The sequence below is a fragment of the Bacillus sp. 1021 genome, from assembly GCF_014534735.1.
In the GTDB taxonomy this organism is placed as follows: domain Bacteria; phylum Bacillota; class Bacilli; order Bacillales; family Bacillaceae; genus Bacillus; species Bacillus siamensis.
The window spans coordinates 263,841-280,581 of the sequence record NZ_JACVSR010000001.1 but is presented as its reverse complement, the minus strand read 5'-3'; the positions used below and the strand labels follow the sequence as shown (position 1 = coordinate 280,581).

The 16,741-nt window shown below is 46.8% G+C and carries 23 protein-coding genes, 1 tRNA gene and 1 riboswitch; of the genes, 12 read left to right on the top strand and 12 right to left on the bottom strand.

The annotated features are described in order from the left end of the window. Window positions 1-45: 45 nt before the first annotated feature. The 3 genes from ICW23_RS01520 to ICW23_RS01510 all read right to left on the bottom strand — a co-directional run bounded on the left by ICW23_RS01520 (window position 46) and on the right by ICW23_RS01510 (window position 2,544). Window positions 46-118: transfer RNA gene (locus ICW23_RS01520), tRNA-Val, on the bottom strand. Window positions 119-254: 136 nt separating this feature from the next. Then, entirely contained in the window at window positions 255-1,430 is a 1,176-nt protein-coding gene (gene metC / locus ICW23_RS01515; RefSeq protein WP_016938187.1) for a cystathionine beta-lyase, read from the bottom strand. Next, window positions 1,423-2,544 (bottom strand): methionine biosynthesis PLP-dependent protein, encoded by a 1,122-nt coding sequence (locus tag ICW23_RS01510; protein WP_016938188.1) that lies wholly within the window; start codon window positions 2,542-2,544, stop codon window positions 1,423-1,425. Before ICW23_RS01510 ends, metC begins: the two co-directional genes overlap by 8 nt. Window positions 2,545-2,612: 68 nt before the next feature. Further along, window positions 2,613-2,738, bottom strand: a riboswitch (SAM riboswitch). 174 nt (window positions 2,739-2,912) lie between these two features. On the opposite strand from ICW23_RS01510, the gene ICW23_RS01505 reads away from it, so the two are divergent. The 6 genes from ICW23_RS01505 to ICW23_RS01480 all read left to right on the top strand — a co-directional run bounded on the left by ICW23_RS01505 (window position 2,913) and on the right by ICW23_RS01480 (window position 6,458). Then, complete coding sequence (locus tag ICW23_RS01505) at window positions 2,913-3,635, top strand: esterase family protein (RefSeq protein ID WP_016938189.1); 723 nt, start codon at window positions 2,913-2,915, stop codon at window positions 3,633-3,635. Window positions 3,636-3,659: 24 nt separating this feature from the next. After that, on the top strand, window positions 3,660-4,175 hold the full coding sequence (locus ICW23_RS01500; protein ID WP_016938190.1) for a YjcG family protein: 516 nt from the start codon (window positions 3,660-3,662) through the stop codon (window positions 4,173-4,175). A 4-nt stretch (window positions 4,176-4,179) separates the two neighbouring features. Next, window positions 4,180-4,611, top strand: coding sequence for a GNAT family N-acetyltransferase (locus ICW23_RS01495; RefSeq protein ID WP_016938191.1), 432 nt, complete (start codon window positions 4,180-4,182; stop codon window positions 4,609-4,611). 160 nt (window positions 4,612-4,771) lie between these two features. After that, window positions 4,772-5,005: an AbrB/MazE/SpoVT family DNA-binding domain-containing protein gene (locus ICW23_RS01490; protein WP_016938192.1), complete on the top strand. Its 234-nt coding sequence runs from the start codon at window positions 4,772-4,774 to the stop codon at window positions 5,003-5,005. Further along, window positions 5,006-5,743 carry an ABC transporter ATP-binding protein gene (locus ICW23_RS01485; protein ID WP_016938193.1) on the top strand — a complete coding sequence of 246 codons (738 nt, stop codon included), beginning with the start codon at window positions 5,006-5,008 and terminating at the stop codon, window positions 5,741-5,743. Beyond that, window positions 5,736-6,458, top strand: coding sequence for an ABC transporter permease (locus ICW23_RS01480; protein ID WP_049628272.1), 723 nt, complete (start codon window positions 5,736-5,738; stop codon window positions 6,456-6,458). Before ICW23_RS01485 ends, ICW23_RS01480 begins: the two co-directional genes overlap by 8 nt. Window positions 6,459-6,496: 38 nt before the next feature. Here ICW23_RS01480 and bla read toward each other — a convergent pair whose 3' ends face one another. Then, window positions 6,497-7,258 (bottom strand): subclass B1 metallo-beta-lactamase, encoded by a 762-nt coding sequence (gene bla / locus ICW23_RS01475; RefSeq protein WP_395940943.1) that lies wholly within the window; start codon window positions 7,256-7,258, stop codon window positions 6,497-6,499. Window positions 7,259-7,316: 58 nt separating this feature from the next. Continuing rightward, window positions 7,317-7,571, bottom strand: a complete 255-nt coding sequence (locus tag ICW23_RS01470) for a hypothetical protein (RefSeq protein ID WP_099745149.1) — start codon at window positions 7,569-7,571, stop codon at window positions 7,317-7,319. A gap of 121 nt (window positions 7,572-7,692) precedes the next feature. On the opposite strand from ICW23_RS01470, the gene ICW23_RS01465 reads away from it, so the two are divergent. Continuing rightward, window positions 7,693-9,978, top strand: coding sequence for an ATP-dependent helicase (locus tag ICW23_RS01465; RefSeq protein ID WP_188153908.1), 2,286 nt, complete (start codon window positions 7,693-7,695; stop codon window positions 9,976-9,978). Window positions 9,979-10,044: 66 nt separating this feature from the next. Here the strand turns inward: ICW23_RS01465 and spoVIF are convergent, their stop codons facing one another. The 4 genes from spoVIF to ICW23_RS01445 form a co-directional block, all read right to left on the bottom strand. Beyond that, window positions 10,045-10,299 (bottom strand): sporulation-specific transcription regulator SpoVIF, encoded by a 255-nt coding sequence (gene spoVIF, locus ICW23_RS01460; RefSeq protein ID WP_016938198.1) that lies wholly within the window; start codon window positions 10,297-10,299, stop codon window positions 10,045-10,047. 152 nt (window positions 10,300-10,451) lie between these two features. Beyond that, entirely contained in the window at window positions 10,452-10,601 is a 150-nt protein-coding gene (locus ICW23_RS01455) for a YjcZ family sporulation protein (protein WP_016938199.1), read from the bottom strand. Window positions 10,602-10,693: 92 nt separating this feature from the next. Further along, on the bottom strand, window positions 10,694-10,891 hold the full coding sequence (locus ICW23_RS01450; protein ID WP_016938200.1) for a hypothetical protein: 198 nt from the start codon (window positions 10,889-10,891) through the stop codon (window positions 10,694-10,696). A gap of 287 nt (window positions 10,892-11,178) precedes the next feature. After that, on the bottom strand, window positions 11,179-11,535 hold the full coding sequence (locus tag ICW23_RS01445) for a DUF1360 domain-containing protein (protein ID WP_015388440.1): 357 nt from the start codon (window positions 11,533-11,535) through the stop codon (window positions 11,179-11,181). 170 nt (window positions 11,536-11,705) lie between these two features. On the opposite strand from ICW23_RS01445, the gene ICW23_RS01440 reads away from it, so the two are divergent. The 5 genes from ICW23_RS01440 to cotZ all read left to right on the top strand — a co-directional run bounded on the left by ICW23_RS01440 (window position 11,706) and on the right by cotZ (window position 14,265). Beyond that, window positions 11,706-12,092, top strand: coding sequence for a spore coat protein (locus ICW23_RS01440; RefSeq protein WP_016938202.1), 387 nt, complete (start codon window positions 11,706-11,708; stop codon window positions 12,090-12,092). A 40-nt stretch (window positions 12,093-12,132) separates the two neighbouring features. Next, the gene (locus ICW23_RS01435; RefSeq protein ID WP_016938203.1) at window positions 12,133-12,447 is read left to right on the top strand and encodes a hypothetical protein; all 315 of its coding nucleotides are present in this window, start codon (window positions 12,133-12,135) and stop codon (window positions 12,445-12,447) included. Between the two features lie 92 nt (window positions 12,448-12,539). Further along, complete coding sequence (gene cotX / locus ICW23_RS01430) at window positions 12,540-13,040, top strand: spore coat protein CotX (RefSeq protein ID WP_016938204.1); 501 nt, start codon at window positions 12,540-12,542, stop codon at window positions 13,038-13,040. Window positions 13,041-13,190: 150 nt separating this feature from the next. Beyond that, window positions 13,191-13,673 carry a spore coat protein CotY gene (gene cotY, locus ICW23_RS01425; RefSeq protein WP_047478023.1) on the top strand — a complete coding sequence of 161 codons (483 nt, stop codon included), beginning with the start codon at window positions 13,191-13,193 and terminating at the stop codon, window positions 13,671-13,673. Window positions 13,674-13,821: 148 nt separating this feature from the next. Further along, complete coding sequence (cotZ, locus tag ICW23_RS01420; protein WP_016938206.1) at window positions 13,822-14,265, top strand: spore coat protein CotZ; 444 nt, start codon at window positions 13,822-13,824, stop codon at window positions 14,263-14,265. A 57-nt stretch (window positions 14,266-14,322) separates the two neighbouring features. Here the strand turns inward: cotZ and ICW23_RS01415 are convergent, their stop codons facing one another. The 3 genes from ICW23_RS01415 to thiD form a co-directional block, all read right to left on the bottom strand. Further along, window positions 14,323-14,904, bottom strand: coding sequence for a CotO family spore coat protein (locus ICW23_RS01415; protein ID WP_316936352.1), 582 nt, complete (start codon window positions 14,902-14,904; stop codon window positions 14,323-14,325). Window positions 14,905-15,001: 97 nt separating this feature from the next. Further along, window positions 15,002-15,778 (bottom strand): enoyl-ACP reductase FabI, encoded by a 777-nt coding sequence (fabI, locus tag ICW23_RS01410; protein ID WP_013351851.1) that lies wholly within the window; start codon window positions 15,776-15,778, stop codon window positions 15,002-15,004. Window positions 15,779-15,907: 129 nt separating this feature from the next. Then, entirely contained in the window at window positions 15,908-16,720 is an 813-nt protein-coding gene (gene thiD / locus ICW23_RS01405; protein WP_099745147.1) for a bifunctional hydroxymethylpyrimidine kinase/phosphomethylpyrimidine kinase, read from the bottom strand. Between the last annotated feature and the right edge of the window lie 21 nt (window positions 16,721-16,741).

Below are 16,741 nucleotides of genomic sequence, written 5' to 3'. Positions count from 1 at the left end.
AAAAACGGCTAGAAACGTTAATATAACGCCTCTAACCGCAGTGTATGATTCCGACTGGGCTCGAACCAGCGACCTCTACCCTGTCAAGGTAGCGCTCTCCCAGCTGAGCTACGGAATCATGATATGTATGTGTTGCTGGGTATGTTGTTGTCTCTCTGACATTTATAATTATATATCCTGCTTAGCCGTTCGTCAACACTTTTTTATCAAAAATAAAAAAAGGGGCGGCGCTCAATTGGCGCCGCCCTTTTCATTTATAATCTGACTTTGGCGGGAGTTATTTTTTTCAATGCCTGTTCGAAGTCGCGTTCTAAATCTTCGGCGTTTTCGACTCCGACGCTCAGGCGCAGAAGGCCGTCTGTGATGCCGCGTTTTTCCCTCTCCGCTTTCGGCATGGCGGCATGCGACATAGTTGCAGGGTATGAGAGAATGGATTCAACGGCGCCGAGGCTGACCGCAAATACCGGAAGAGATACATTTTCGACCAGCTTTTTGACGGCTTCTTTGCTTTCCAGTTCAAAGGACAGGACGGCGCCCGCTCCGCTTGCTTGCCGTTTATGGGTATCGGCTCCCGGGTGTCCGACAAGGCCGGGATAATAAACGTTTTTGACGGCGGGGTGCCCGTCAAAAAAGGCAGCCAGCCGTTCAGCCGTCCGGCTCGCTTTTTCCAGTCTGACCTGCAACGTTTTTAAGCCTCTCAATACGAGCCAGCAGTCCTGTACGCCGAGCACCGCTCCAAATGAGTTTTGCAGCTTATACAGCTGATTGCCGAGCTCTTCATCCTTGACGGCGGCAAGGCCTGACAGCACATCGCTGTGGCCGCTTAAAAATTTCGTCGCGCTGTGAAGCACGATATCTACGCCGAGATCAAGCGGCCGCTGCAGTGCAGGCGTCATGAAAGTGTTGTCAAGGTATGTCAGACAGCCGTGTTCTTTTGCCAGCTCGACGACGGCTTTAATGTCCGTGATGCCGAGCGTCGGGTTTGACGGTGTTTCCATATAGATGGCTTTCGTATTCGGCCGGATGGCGCGGGCAACCGCTTCTGTGTCCGTCATATCGACAAAAGTGTGTTCGATTCCGAAACGGGACAGCACTTCTGTCACCATGCGGAATGTTCCGCCGTACACATCCTCCGTGACAAGAACATGGTCGCCTTGGGATAAGAGCAGAAACGCCGTCGAAATCGCCGCCATTCCGGAGCTGAAAGCAAAACCTCTCGTTCCGCCTTCAAGACCTGCGATCGTTTCTTCAAGCGCTGTTCTTGTCGGTGTGCCTGAGCGGCTGTAGTCATATGTCCCGAATTCTTCAAAGGAAGACTGATGAAATGTGGAAGCATGCTGAATCGGCACGCTGACGGCTCCTGTAGCTCCGTCAGTTTTAAATGGATTGTGCACGAGCTGGGTTTCCAGCGTCCAATTTTGATTACTCATATGACACGGCCCCCTCTTTTACTTGCTGTAACGCCTGCTTTACATCCCGCTTCAAATCTTCTGCATGTTCAATTCCCACTGAAAATCTCAGCAGGCGGTTGCAGACGCCGTTTGCGATACGGATATCTTCCGGAATGTCCATGTGCGTCTGTGTCGCGGGGTATGTAATAAAGCTTTCCACCCCGCCGAGACTTTCTGCAAAACAGATCGTTTTCAGCGCCTTTAAAAATGGATTGACCCATTCCTCTTTTTGCAGCCGGAAAGAAAGCATTCCGCCTCTTCCGGGATATAACACGTCGGCGATTTCTTCTTCCTGTTCTAAAAATTCTGCAAGTTCACGGGCGTTTTCTTCATGACGCCGCATTCTGAGCCCGAGTGTTTTCATCCCTCTCATTAAAAGCCACGAATCAAACGGCGGGAGAACGGCTCCGATCGCATTTTGGTGATTAAACATGATGTCGCCGAGCTCTTCATCCTTTACGACAGCAAGACCGGCAAGGAGATCATTGTGCCCGCCTAAATATTTTGTGGCGCTGTGAATGACGATATCGGCTCCCAGTTCAAGCGGGCGCTGGATGACCGGGGTATAAAACGTATTATCGACAATCAAGAGCAGGCCGGCTTCTTTCGTAATCCGGGCGATTTTTTCAATGTCCGCCTCCTGCATTAACGGGTTTGTAGGCGTTTCAACAAATACCGCTTTCGTGTTTTCCGTTAATTTGGAGCGTAAACAGTCTTCATCGCTGAAATCATCGTAAATAAAGCTTAAGCCGTATTTTCTCCATTCATTTTCAAACAAACGGTATGTGCCTCCGTATAAATCGGAGGATACAATCAATTCATCCCCGCTTTTAAATAAAGCCATAATCGTTTGAATGGCTGCCATTCCCGAGCTGAAAGCAAAGCCTCTCGCACCGTTTTCCAACACGGCGATAGCGTCTTCAACGAGCTGGCGTGTCGGGTTTTTCGTGCGCACGTAATCAAAACCTGTAGATTCTCCTATTCCTCTATGTCGGTAAGCGGTGGACAGATAAATCGGCGGACTGACCGTTCCTGTTGCTTCTTCGCTTCTATTTCCAATTTGGGCTAATTTTGTTTCAACATGCTGCGTCATCAGTAAGCACCATCCTTTTCAAAAATAAAAAAGCTCCCTCTTCATAAGAAGAAGGAGCTTTTCTCTTCCTCTTATCTTCCAAGCATGTGAATCGCTTGCTGGATTTAGCACCTTGGCACTTTGCCTTCCCGCGGCAAAGCAAACCGGTTGCTGAGGTTTCAAAGGGCCAGTCCCTCCACCTCTCGTGATAAGAATATTGTTTTGTATTTTCTGATTGTTCTATATTAACGCACTATAAAATGGATTTCAACAACTTTTTAATTTTCTGAACTCTCGCAAGAAGTGCATCTGAAGAAAGAAATTTCTAATAATTCATGGTACAATAGGGAAAAACCATCAAGACAAGAAGCGGCCTGGAGGAATGCGAAGTGGCACCGAAAACCGGAATCATTCATGAGAAAAAACTTTTCTCTCATGAGCTTGAAGAAGAAATGACCGTTTTGGTCTACCTGCCCAACACTTACTCCCCTCTGTATAAATATCATACGGTCATCGCCCAGGACGGCCATGATTATTTCAGATTAGGGAGGATCGGGCGGCAGGCGGAAGAGCTCATGTCAAAAGGGGAAATTGACCGCTGCATCATTATCGGCGTCCCATATAAAAATGTGCGGGAGCGAAGAAACACATACCATCCCGAAGGCTCTAAGTTCGCCTCATATAAACGGTTTATCGCAAATGAGCTCGTTCCTTTTATCGACAAAGAATATCCGACTTATCAAGTCGGATACGGCCGCACCATGATCGGGGATTCCCTCGGCGGAACCGTCTCGCTCATGACGGCGATTGACTATCCGAACATGTTTGGAAACGTCATCATGCAGTCTCCGTATGTTGACGGGCACGTGCTGGATGCCGTCCGGCAGTCGGAGGATCTCAAACAGATTTCCGTTTATCATCAAATCGGAGAAAAAGAAACCGATGTCCACACGACGGACGGCCAGGTGCTTGATTTCACCGCGCCGAACGAAGAGCTCAAACAGCTGCTGGAAAGCAAACAGTCTGAATACACGTATGAAACCTTTGACGGGGATCATAAATGGACATACTGGCAGCCGCTCATCACGCCGGCGCTGAAAAAAATGCTGTAACCATTCATTAAGGAGGGAACTTTCATGAAATACGGTATTGTTTTATTTCCATCAAAAAAATTACAGGATCTCGCAAATTCGTACCGGAAACGCTACGACCCGAGCTACGCGCTCATACCGCCGCATCTGACGGTAAGAGATCCGTTTGAAGCGACAGAACAGGAAATCGAGCAGATCGTATCACAGCTGAGACAGACGGCGAAAGAGTCGCATCCGCTCGTTCTGAAGATCACAAAATACAGCTCGTTTTCTCCTGTGAATAATGTGATATATATGAAAGCGGAGCCGACGGAGGAATTAAAAACTCTGAGTGAGAAATGCTATTCAGGAGCATTGTCCGGTAAGCCGGAATACAGCTTCGTTCCGCATGTCACGGTCGGCCAGAAGCTGTCGTCAGATGAACATTCCGACGTACTCGGACAGCTGAAAATGCAGGACATTTCCCACGAAGAAGTCATCGACCGTTTTCACCTGCTGTATCAGCTGGATAACGGCTCATGGACTGTGTACGAAACATTTTTATTAGGCGGAGGAGAATAACTGTTTGGAAGCCATCGTTGCAAAAACTGAAAAACATCTGAACGACGCTTTTTTCGTCAGAAAAGAGGTCTTTGTTAAAGAGCAGCACGTTCCGGAAGAAGAGGAAATTGATCAATTCGAAGACGCGTCAGAGCATATTGTCATTTATGACGGCGGTCAGCCGGTCGGAGCCGGCAGATGGCGCTTGAAAGACGGGCGCGGAAAATTAGAGCGTATCTGCGTGATGAAAAGCCACCGCTCTCTCGGTGTCGGAGCCATCATGATGCAGGCGCTTGAAAAAGCGGCGGCCGCCCAGGGCGCCGGCAGCTTTATCTTACATGCGCAGACGCAGGCGGTTCCGTTTTATGAAAAACAAGGGTACCGCGTCACATCCGGCGAAGAATTTCTCGATGCCGGCATCCCCCACCTGGAAATGATAAAGGAACACAAACGATAAAATCAAAAGCACTCCTGCTGATATGGCAGGAGTGCTTTTTTTATGAAAATATTACTTTTTCATGAATTTTATTGAATTTTATGGAAGGTTGATGTATGTTTAGTATACGAAGTATTACAATTCATACAAAAAATACAATTCACACAACGGAGGGATACACATGACAGCACCTAAAGGAAAGCATATATTCGGGACCGTTAAAGTTGGCACAAAAGGCCAGATTGTCATTCCTAAAGAAGCAAGAGATGTTTTTGATATAAATCCCGGGGACTCACTGCTTATGCTCGGGGATGACCAGCAGGGTATCGCACTTGTTAAACAAGAACTCTTTTTCGAATTTGCAAAAGATATTTTAAACGCAAAGCAAATTGACGCAGATGGCGAGGATGAGTAAATGCACGCGATTGAGCTGAAGCAATTAACGAAACATTATAAAGAAACCGCCGCCGTTGACCGTCTTGATTTTTCAGTTGAAAAAGGAGAATTTTTCGCTTTACTCGGTGAGAACGGAGCTGGAAAAACGACATTAATCAGCATGCTTTGCGGCCTCCTTTCTCCGGATGAAGGTGATGCATCAGTGCTCGGCTTCAGCATTTTGACTGATTTGGATAAAATTAAACCGAAAATGAATATATCTCCGCAGGAAACAGCCATTGCCCCTCATTTAACAGTACGGGAAAACTTAGAGTTTATAGCCGGAGTCTACGGAATTCCAAAAAAAGAAGGAAAAAAAAGAACGGATGAGATGCTTGAATTGTTTCAATTAAAAGAGAAAGAAAGAGCAAAAACCAAAACATTATCAGGCGGAATGCAGCGCCGGCTCAGCATCGCCATGGGCATGATTACAAAGCCGGATATTTATTTCTTAGATGAACCGACATTAGGGCTGGACGTCCGTTCACGCCGCGAGTTGTGGAAAAATCTTGAGGCATTAAAGGGGGACATGACGATTATTTTAACGACACACTATTTAGAAGAGGCCGAAGCCCTGGCAGACCGTATTTGCATTTTAGAAAATGGGACATTAAAAGCACTGGGTACGGCAGAGGCTCTGAAAAAGCAAACTCATTCAGCCACATTTGAAGATGCCTTTTTAGCGATTTGTGACGGGGAGGCGGGTCTTTATGCTTGATTTCGCCATACGCAACCGCAAAGAGATTTTTCGTGATCCCCTATCTATCATCCTTGGAATCGCACTGCCTGTTATTCTATTGTTTCTGTTTACGGCGATTGAGAAAAATGCGCCGCTTGACACCTTTAAAGTCCAGCATTTAGCACCCGGACTCATTGTTTTCGGCTTTGCTTTCCTTACGATGTTCTCTGCATTGCTGATCGCAAAAGACAAACAGACCGCTCTTCTGACCCGTTTGTTTGCTTCCCCTTTAAAAACAGCCGATTATGTTGTCGGTTATACACTGCCGATGCTGCCCTTAGCCGTTTTACAAATTGTCATTTGTTTTACCGCAGCAGCGGCGGCCGGTTTATCAGCCGAATGGATCAATCTTCTCGCCGGTATCGCTGTACTGCTGCCGATTGCGATGATGTCCGTTTTCTTCGGTTTATGTTTAGGTGCTGTGTTTACGGACAAACAAATTTCGGGTATCGGAACGATTTATATAACACTCGTACAATTTCTGGGCGGAGCTTGGATGGATGTCAATCTGCTCGGTGAGACGTTCAAACATATCGCTTATGCCTTGCCGTTTATCCACTCGATCGAGCTGGCTCAGGAAGTCATCTCCGGAGATTATTCTTCATTTCATCAGCATGTTTGGCCGATAGCGGGATATGCCGTTTTGGCGCTTGCACTTGCTTTCCTTTGTTTTATGAAAATCAGAAAGAGATAAAAAAAGCCGGCACTCCGTAATGGGAGCGCCGGTCTTCTTTATTGCTTTTCTTTCAGGAGGCTTATCGTATGCGGCAGCAGACGGTCATCCCCCGGACTGCCATGGCCCGGAACGACAATGCTGATGTCCTGATATCTTTTCATCACTTTGCGGACGGCTCGCGGCCAGTGGTCCGGGTAAAACCCAGGAGTAGGCACGATTTCCTTTGTTTCTAAAGACTTGATTAAACATCCGCCGAATAAGAGCTTATCCTGAGGCAGCCAGACAGTCATATTGTCTTCCGTGTGCCCTTTACCCGGATAAAACGTTTCAACTTTCATATCGCCAAACTGCAGCTTGGTCACGTTTTTCAAATCTCCGAGCGGCCGGTCATATCCCTGCTTCCGGGCGAAGTCGGCTGTCAGCTTCGTGCTGTGGACCTTTACGCCGTATGTATACAGGGTGTTCAGCCCGCCGATGCGATCGTCATGGGCGTGTGTCACAATGGCATCGGTCATCTTTTTACCGGGAAACTGCTGTTTTATTTTTGTCATTAATTGCTCTGTGAGACTGTCATTCCATGGCGTATCAATGAGTACGATTCCTTTGGACGTCTCAAGGAGCAATCCGTTCGCAGGGACGGGATTTCCGTCTGCCATGCCGGTGCTTGTATGCATCCAAACATGCGGCGCCAGCTGTGTGAGAGTGACATCTTTTGCTGCGGAGCCCGCCTCTGCGTGCGCCGGTTTCATTCCGGCAATAAAGAGGCCGAATAAAAATAACCCCGCGATGAATAATGTAAACCTTCTCAAAAAAATCATCTCCTTCTTCACCTTTTATATATACGACTCAAAAAAACCCGGATATTTTCCGGGTTTTTCACACGTATTGATTAATCAATCGGCCTTTTCCCATAATTTGCGGCAGACGGGAAAGAGAGCGCTTACGTTTTTCCTCATGTACGTTCTTTTCTGCGGCTGCGGTGTTTTCCTGGCGGCGCTCCACCTCTCTGTACCTCCTGTCATTGGCGAGGGCGGCCGCTTTCGTAATGCCGGCGTAATCAGGCCTATAACCCGCTGTCCGGTTTGCGTATTGAGTATACTGCTGGTTTTGTATCCGTCCTGCATAAATCATATGTACCCCTCCCCTTCAGCTTTTCATTTCCCTTAATCTTACTTTTTGAAACGCGGTTCTTTTGTTATGATATTCTTTGTCTATCAAATGGATGAACACCTTTTAATGGGAGGACCCCTTTTTGAAATGCGCCCGACTGAATAACCGAACGATACATTTACATACATATTCTAGAGAACATTACCAATTCCTTTTTGAAGAAGCTCAGAAAGGAAATATTTTTTGCGCACATTGTGACCAGCCCGTCTTCATGCGGCTTTCGATTTTAGAGCAGCCGGCGTTTTATCACCGGCAAAAGGGAGACTTTACCGCCTGTGAAAAAGCATGCGCGGCCAAGGAGCCAAAAGCGGAGAAGGAAAAGGATGAGTATAAGGAAGCCGGCATGTTCCGCCTGCCGAAAGGAAAAGCGATTTCAGAGAATCCGAAACCGATCGTCTCAGAATGGAAAAGCCCGAAAAAAGTGCCTGCAGCCGAGCCGTTTTCACCAATATCTGAAGCAGCTGATACATCGCTGTTTCCCGGTATCGGACTGAACCGTGAACAGATGCGGGCAGTCACAGAAACCGACGGGCCCCTGCTGGTGCTCGCCGGAGCGGGAAGCGGAAAAACGAGGGTGCTGACAGCCCGCGCCGCCCATATGATTGAACATCTCGGCATTTCACCTGAGAACATGCTGCTTGTGACCTTTACGACAAAAGCTGTCGCCGAAATGAAAGAGCGGATGGCGACTGAATACGGGCTGGCAGCCGGCAAAGTCTCCCGTCTCGTGACGGGAACATTCCACAGCTTTTTCTATAAAATACTCTATCATTTTGATTCTTCAAAATGGAACGGCAGCCAGCTTCTAAAAATGGAATGGCAGAGAGAGCAATATGTAAAAAAGGCGCTCTATGAAGAACATTTGGATGAAAAAGAGTTTCCCGTCGACCAGGCGCTTCAGCTTATCGGCTGCTGGAAAAACACGTACCTCCCCCATGAGACAATTCCGCTTGCGGATGACTGGGAGAAAAAAGTATACAGGCTCTATGAACATTATGAACGGCAAAAGCGGGAAAATCGGCAGTTTGATTTTGATGACATGGCCCAAGGCTGTTATGAGCTGTTAAAAAGCCGGCCTGATATTCTCGCACAGTATCAAAACAGATTTTCTCATATTTTGATTGATGAGTTTCAAGATATTAATCCTGTACAGTATAAAATTATGCAGCTGATCGCAAGCCCTGAGAATAACCTGTGCTGCGTGGGGGATGACGACCAATCCATTTATGCGTTCCGCGGCAGCAGCCCGTCTTTCATCCTTGATTTTCAGAAAGACTATCCGGCAGCAACAACCATTTACTTAACGGCAAATTACCGCTCGCCGCATCCGATCGTCTCAAGTGCTCATACCGTCGTAAAGAAAAATAAAAAACGGTATGAAAAAACACTTTCTGCCGTCAAAGACGGCGCTCACGATCCCGTGATGTTTTATCCTTACGATGAGGAAGAAGAAGCGACCATGATCGTTTCGGATATAAAAGAGAAAATTCAAAACGGTGCGAGCCCTGGCGATTTTGCCGTGCTTTACCGGACAAACAGCGCCGGGCGGGCCATTTATGAAAGACTGCATCAATCATCAATCCCTTACCATGCCGACAGGGGTGTGCAGACATTTTACAGCCGCAGAATCGTCCGGCAGATCCTCGCCTACCTATACGCGAGCCAGAACGAGGATGATACGGATGCAGTGAAAGATCTGCTTTCGGCCTTATTTTTAAAGCAATCCGCCCTGCAAACGCTAAAGGCGCTGTCAATCACAGAAGATTGCACGATGATTAAGGCGCTGACGAAACTGCCTGACCTGAAGCCGTTTCAAATAGGGAAGATCAAGCAGATCGTTCCGTTTTTCGCCAGCATCCGGACAATGAAGCCTGTTGAAGCCATCACCTTCGCCGAAAGCAAAATGGGCTTTTCCGAGTATTTAAAAAAACGGGGCAATGAAGGAAACAAGCTGGAAAAAGGCTCTGATGATCTTCGGGATGTCAAAGTGGCCGCCAAAAAATTTAAAACCATTCCGGATTTTCTGGCGCATGTCGATCATATGCGCGCCGCCGAGAATTTGAAAACCGATGAAAACGGCGTCGAACTGATGACCATTCACCGCTCAAAAGGTCTTGAATTCAATACGGTCTATATTTTAGGCGCGGCTGACGGCTCAATCCCCCATGACTTCGCGCTTGAGACGGCGAGACAGGGCGATCCCGCTCCGCTCGAAGAAGAAAGACGGCTTCTGTACGTGGCAATGACAAGGGCCATGCAGCATTTATATGTATCATGTCCCGCGAACAGACGGGGGAAAACAGCGCGCAGTTCAAGATTTCTCGAACCCCTTCTTCGGACGGACAGACGGAGCGCACTCAGAATATAAAGAACCCGGCAGATCACTGCCGGGTTCTTCTCACATAAAAAGGCCTTCAATAAGGCCGGCTGACGCCTATTTTTTGTCCATCATTTTAGAAATGGTGCCAAAATCAAGTTTCTCTTTACCGCTTGTAATTGATTGAACGATTTTGTCTTCCAATTCTTTCGGTACACGTTTGTTAGCCAGCTGGGATACCTTCTGAATGACACCTCTCACCGTGTTTTCATCTTTGAAATTTGCATTTTGCAATGATCCCGCGAGGTTCATGACATCCTTCATGCTGACGCCTGTTTTCTTCTCAATATTTTTAAAAAATTGATTATCCATGTTGTGCCTCCTTTTTGTGGAGTAATACGATATTGTATGAACAAAGGGCGGAACATGTGCCCGTAAGACAACGGGAAATTCCGCATACCCCGTTTTCATACATCAGGCAAGCACGGGAACGATCCCGCGCTTATCCTGGGTCTAGCTAAGGTTTAGCCGAAAAAGGATGCACCGACAATGATCAAGAGGATGAACAATACGACAACAAGAACAAATGTTGAGCCGTAACCGCCTCCGACATAGCCGCCACCGTATCCGCCGCAGCCGTAGCCGCCTCCGAATCCGCCATATCCGAATCCCATACTTAAGCACCTCCTTTACTCTCTATACTCTATGTGATGAGACTTGTTTGGCTTGGATAAATGCATAGGGCCGGTGCGGATTTCATTTCATTTTATTGAGAATGCTCATTTTTCTTCAGTTTGGCTTCGGTTTCAGCGGCAAACACATCTATCCATTCCTCGAAGCGCAAACCGGCTTCATCAAACTCTGACAGCTGCTTTTCAATAGATAAGATATGTTTGTTATACTCCCGCTGATTTTGATTGTGTCTGCGGTATTTTCCATTGATCAATGCTTCAAATATATTCATAACATCCCCTCCTCCTATGATCTATGCGGAACAGGGACCGGTGTTCGGCAAAAAACAAAAAAACCGGAATCCCCGGTTTTTTTAGAAAACGGCTATCTCGGTTTTTTCTTTTGGCCGCAGCCGCAGCCTTTCTTTTTAATTTTTTTTTCGTAAGGCTGGTACTCAGTGGATTTGTATGGAGTTTTTTGGGAAGGTTTGCTTGATTGATTCATGTTGATCCTTCCTTTCCTTATGTCATATATACCATTTTATGCAGAAAATAATGGTAAGTTGCTGATGGAACCGCCTTATTCCTGGAGAAGACGCGAAACCGCAGCTTCAATGATCCCCGCTGCCCCGGCTATGGCTAAAAGTAAAATCAGCCATTGCGCAGCCTCGGGAATCACAATCTGCGCCGCAATTAAAAAGGCGGCGCACCATACGCCCGTACACCAGTAACAGCTGAGCAGTTCACCGATAAAAGCCCTGATGCCTTTGCCTTTTATGACAATATAGGTTTCTGTCGTGCCGTCTGGTGCGGTTTCTGTTTTTTCCTCGTGAAAAAGGCTCCGGAGCGGCGCCATTATGGTGTCAAATACGAAAAGCCTGGCCAGCCGAAAAACGGCAAACGATAACAGAATAAATGAAAGCCAATTGATAACCACCTGTTCACTCCTTTTTAAAACTTGACCTCATAATATATATGCGAAAACCCTGTTCTTCATGAATCGCACCTTGTCCGGGAAAAAAATAGGTGCGGTTTAGTTGTTTTTCTTATTCCGCTCGGCGTTTCATTTGCATTATATAAAGTATGAATGAGAAAGGAGTGAAGGTTATGTCGTTTGAAGAAAATGTTGAAACACTGCAACCACAAATATTCGAACAATTATCCAACGAATTCGAGCAGAAGATCGAAGTGATTGATTGCGAAAATGTCACAGTAGATACAACACATATAACGGCCGCTCTTTCTATACAAGCCTCAGTTACTGCGGCGATTATCCTCGCGACACAGCTCGTGATCGCAGATGAAGACACAGCCGACCAAATGGTAACCGAACTGCTGATCCTGGATGATTGCCAAATAAAAAAGAGGACCGTCATTCAAGTTCTGAACAGCCGCAATGTCAAAATCACACTGACAGCAGACGATATCATGGCCTTTGTACAAATTTTGTTTCAATTATTAAATGTACTTTTTGCTGAACTAGACATCCTTTAACTCTTTCTATTCAAATTTTTTAAAATAGAGGTGAGAACAAATGGCAGATAACGAAAAAATCAAAAAAGAACTCGAAAATCTACCAGAAGTGGACCCGCTTTTAAAAGTGCTTGTCAGCAATGTCTTCAAAAAACACGGCGTAACAAAAGATAAATTACGGGAAATACCTGACGAAGAAAAAGAAATGCTGATCGCTTTAGTCAAAGACATGCAGGCGAAATCAGAAGCTTTTCTTGAAAGCCAGAAACAGAAAAAAGAGCAGGAAAAAGCACAAGAGCAGCAGAAAACTCCGCAAACCCGCAGAGAACAATTAATCGAACAGCTCCGGCAAAGACGCCAAAATCCCGGTCAATAACTAAAAAATAGTGATTTTTATCAGGATATATGCCTGAGTCAAAGTAAGGGGCCGGCTCATTTAATAATAGTAAAAGAAAAGGAGGAATAGATATGGAAAGCAGACCATACTCTTGGGTTGCACTTGATCCTGAATGCGAACATCCGCGAGAAGAAAAAGAAGAAAAAGAAGGCAGAAGATGCAGTGTTTGCTGTAACGGAAACGGATTCGGCGAAGATAACGCCTTCCTTGACCAAGACCTGGCCCAAGCGAACATCAACAAACAAGTTTCTGAAGAAGCGATTATTATCAGAGATTCTTGCGATATTAACGTGACATCGACAGACGTTCAGGCAGTCACTTCCGTTGTAACAGCGCTTAATGCAGCAGTCGTAACGGCTACTCTCACTTCAATCGCTGACGGAGTCATCGCTGAATTGGTCGCACAAGACTTACTGCAGCTGACAGCCAACAAACAAATCAACCGCCAAAAATTACTCATCGAAAACTCCCGCGGCGTAAACGTGACAACAGTAGATGCCGATATCGCAACGCTGATCTCAACAGCGACAAATACACTGGTTGCCATCTTAGTCATCACTCTCGTCCTCTAAAAAGAAAAGCAGAGCTAAAAAACGCTCTGCTTTTTCTTATTTTCTCCGCATATGATGAATATATAGACGTTCACCCACACCAAGTGAGGCTCGCGTACATATGTTGTTAAAGACAAAAGTCAAATACCCTAAAAGAAGGAGCTGAAATCCATGAGCTGCGGAAAACACCATGGCCGAGATGAAAATTGTGTATGCGATGCAGTCGAGAAGATTTTAGCAGAACAAGAGGCTGTTGAAGAACAATGCCCGACTGGATGCTATACCAATCTGTTAAGCCCGACGGTTACCGGTAAAGATACCATCCCGTTTCTCTTGTTTGATAAAAAAGGCGGTTTGTTCTCCACATTCGGGAACGTCGGAGGATTTGCGGATGACAGCCAGTGTTTCGAGTCTATTTTCTTCCGGGCAGAAAGAGTTTGCGATTGCTGCGCGACGCTTTCAATACTGCGCCCCGTAGATGTGCACGGCGACACCCTCAGCGTCTGCCATCCTTGTGATCCGGATTTCTTCGGTTTAGAAAAAACAGATTTTTGCATTGAAGTTGATCTGAGCTGCTTCAGCGCCATTCAATGCCTTTCACCCGAACTTGTCGACCGGCCTGCGCCGCACAAAGAGAAAAAGCATCACGGATAGTCATTGATTCGCATCTTTTCTAAAGAGGAATCCCCTTCCAACTTTCTATTACAGATGCAATCATCAGCCCGCCCGGACGCCCGGGCGGCTGACTCTCCGATATCGTTTAATCCGGTGCCATTTAAAACGTGAAGTCAGGAGGGAAATTATGAGCAAGAATACAACATACTGTGTGCGTGAAGCGGTGGAAAATATTGAGGACCTGCAAAATGCGGTTGAGGAAGATTGCCCGGCCGGATGCTATTCCAACCTTTTATCGCCGGGTTTTTCATTAGGCGATACAGTGCCGTTTGTGCTTTTCACTTCTAAATCATCGCCGTTTATCGCCTTCGGAAATGTCGGCGAGCTGGATAACGGTCCGTGCTTTAATACTCTTTTTTTCAGAGTTGAAAGAGTCTGTGACGGCTGTGCCACATTAAGCCTGCTTATTGCTTTTGACGAACATAAGCACATCCTTGATTTTACAGATAAAGATTCTGTCTGTGATGTATTCCGTTTAGAAAAAACAAACTATTGCGTTGAAGTCGATCTTCACAGCTTCTGCGCCATCAATTGCCTTAGCCCGAGATTGCTGAACCGCACACATTCTTAACCGAAAAGCATAAAAATAAGCTGCCGGAGTAAAGAATTCAGGCAGCTTTTTGTATGGTTAAAAACCGAGCGGATGCAGCGAGGTGATATCGCTGATGGCAAGCTCAGCAGGCGCACCGTTGCTCGTCGTCCTCAAATAGATGGCATCATTTTTTCTGCCGACGATTACGCCTCTGTAAGTTTTCCCGTTGGCTTCTATCAAACAAAGCGCCCGGGGCATATTATGCGGCAGTTTCGTTAAGAAATCAATTTTTTCAAGAATGGACATTCTGCTCATCGGCTTTTTCACGCGCTTTGGCGGAACCCTCTCCTCCAAGGCGTCATTGTGAACCGCTTCAGGCTCTTTTTCTGCGGCGTCGGGCTCAGCAGCATCCTGCACTTGCGCCGGAATTTCTTGTGCGGCTTCCTCTGTTCGGCTGTGCTGTTCAGGTGTCTGCTTTTCTGGTTCGGCAGGCGCTGCTTCGACAGGCTGAGTCTTACTTTTTTCCTCCTGTCTTCCTTGCGCAGGCTCTTCTATAGGCGGCTGAGGTGTTTTCCTTTTGATTAATATATCCTGCATTGATGATTGCGTGTCTGAATAATCCGGCTGCACAATATACATGAGCGGTTTTTTGTCCGCGTTTCTGTTTTGTTTTGACATCTTCATCCCTCCGATTCTGTCATGTTTTATCTATATGACGGAATGATTAAAATCAGAAGAAAGAAAAAGCAATCCCTAAAAAGGGACTGCTTGTCAATTAACGTGCGGTAATATGGAAACCGGAATCAACGTGAAGATTTTCGCCCGTGATGCCTCTTGACAGATCACTGAACAAGAATGCGGCCGTGTCACCCACTTCTTCAGGTGTTGTCGTGCGGCGCAGCGGCGCGCGCTCTTCGATTTCCTTCAGGATAGAATTGAAATCACTGATTCCTTTTGCAGAAAGCGTGCGGATCGGTCCTGCTGAAATGCTGTTGACGCGGATGTTTTCTTTTCCTAAGTCAGCCGCTAAATATCTGACACTTGCATCAAGAGACGCTTTTGCAACACCCATTACGTTATAGTTTGAAACGACGCGCTCGCCGCCGAGGTAAGTGAGTGTGACGATGCTGCCGCCTTCAGTCATGATCGGACGAGCTGCTTTTGCGACTGCTGTCAGAGAGTAAGAACTGATGTTATGCGCAAGCAGGAATCCCTCACGGTTCGTATTTAAATATTCACCGACAAGCTCCTCTTTGTTTGCAAACGCGATGCAGTGCGCAATGCCGTGAATCACACCGACCTGCTCTTTAATGCTCGCAAAGCAAGTTTCGATCTCAGCGTCATTTGTCACATCACACGGAAGAATGAGAGAATCATTTCTTTCTAATGTAGCCGCAAGGTCATGAACTGATTTTTCCAATCGCTCCCCTGCGTAAGTGAAAATGAGGCGCGCTCCGGCTTCATGAAGCGAGCGGGCGATTCCCCAGGCGATACTGCGTTTATTGGCAACGCCCATCACAACGATGTTGCGGCCTTCTAGTGAGAAATTCATATGTATAAAGCCTCCTGTAATCGTCTTAAAGACATAATTTAGTACCTGATCTTAATTTTTATCATATCATAACCTTGTCCAGATTGAAAGCATGGGAAAAAGACCGCGGGGTGTTGAAGCGGTCTCTTTTTATCTCGTCTGCAGGCTGTTTCTTTTATAAGCAAAATGATTTGTCGGCCCGTGTCCAGCTCCGATGCCGAGCGTATGTTCCACGGCTTCACGCACAAAGTTGGCGGCTGTCTCAAACGCGGCTTGAATATGTTTTCCTTTTGCGGTTTCCGCCGTCAGCGCAGCCGCAAATGTACAGCCCGTTCCGTGGGTGTGTTTCGTGTCAATATAAGCGTGACTGATTCCGGTAAAAGATGAACCGTCAAATAATAAATCAACGATTTTCCCCTGTTCAGGCTGGTGTCCGCCTTTTATGATGACGTTCTTTGCCCCAAGATGGCAAAGGCGTTCCGCCGCTTTTTTCCGGTCTTCAAACGTACGGATTTCCATTCCGGTCAATGCCTCAGCTTCCGGAACATTCGGCGTAATCGCATAACTGCGCGGAATTAACAGCTCTTTTAACGCGGCCTGTGCTTCCTCACGCAGCAGGGATGCGCCTCCTTTGGCAATCATGACGGGATCGGTGATGAGATGCTCCAGTCTGTACTGATCCATTTTTTCCGCAATTTCCGCAATCATCTCCGCGCTCCACAACATTCCCGTTTTTATCGCGTCAGGCCGCAGATCTTCCGCCACCGCGTCGATCTGGCTGCCGAGCGCTTCCCGGGTGAGCGGGTAGATGCCGTGAACACCCAATGTATTCTGGGCGGTTACCGCTGTAATGGCTGACATCCCGAAGACGCCGAGCTCCTGAAAAGTTTTCAGGTCCGCCTGTATACCGGCCCCTCCTCCTGAATCTGACCCGGCAATCGTCAATGCTTTGCAAATGCTCATGCTGTTTTTCTCTCCTTTCGC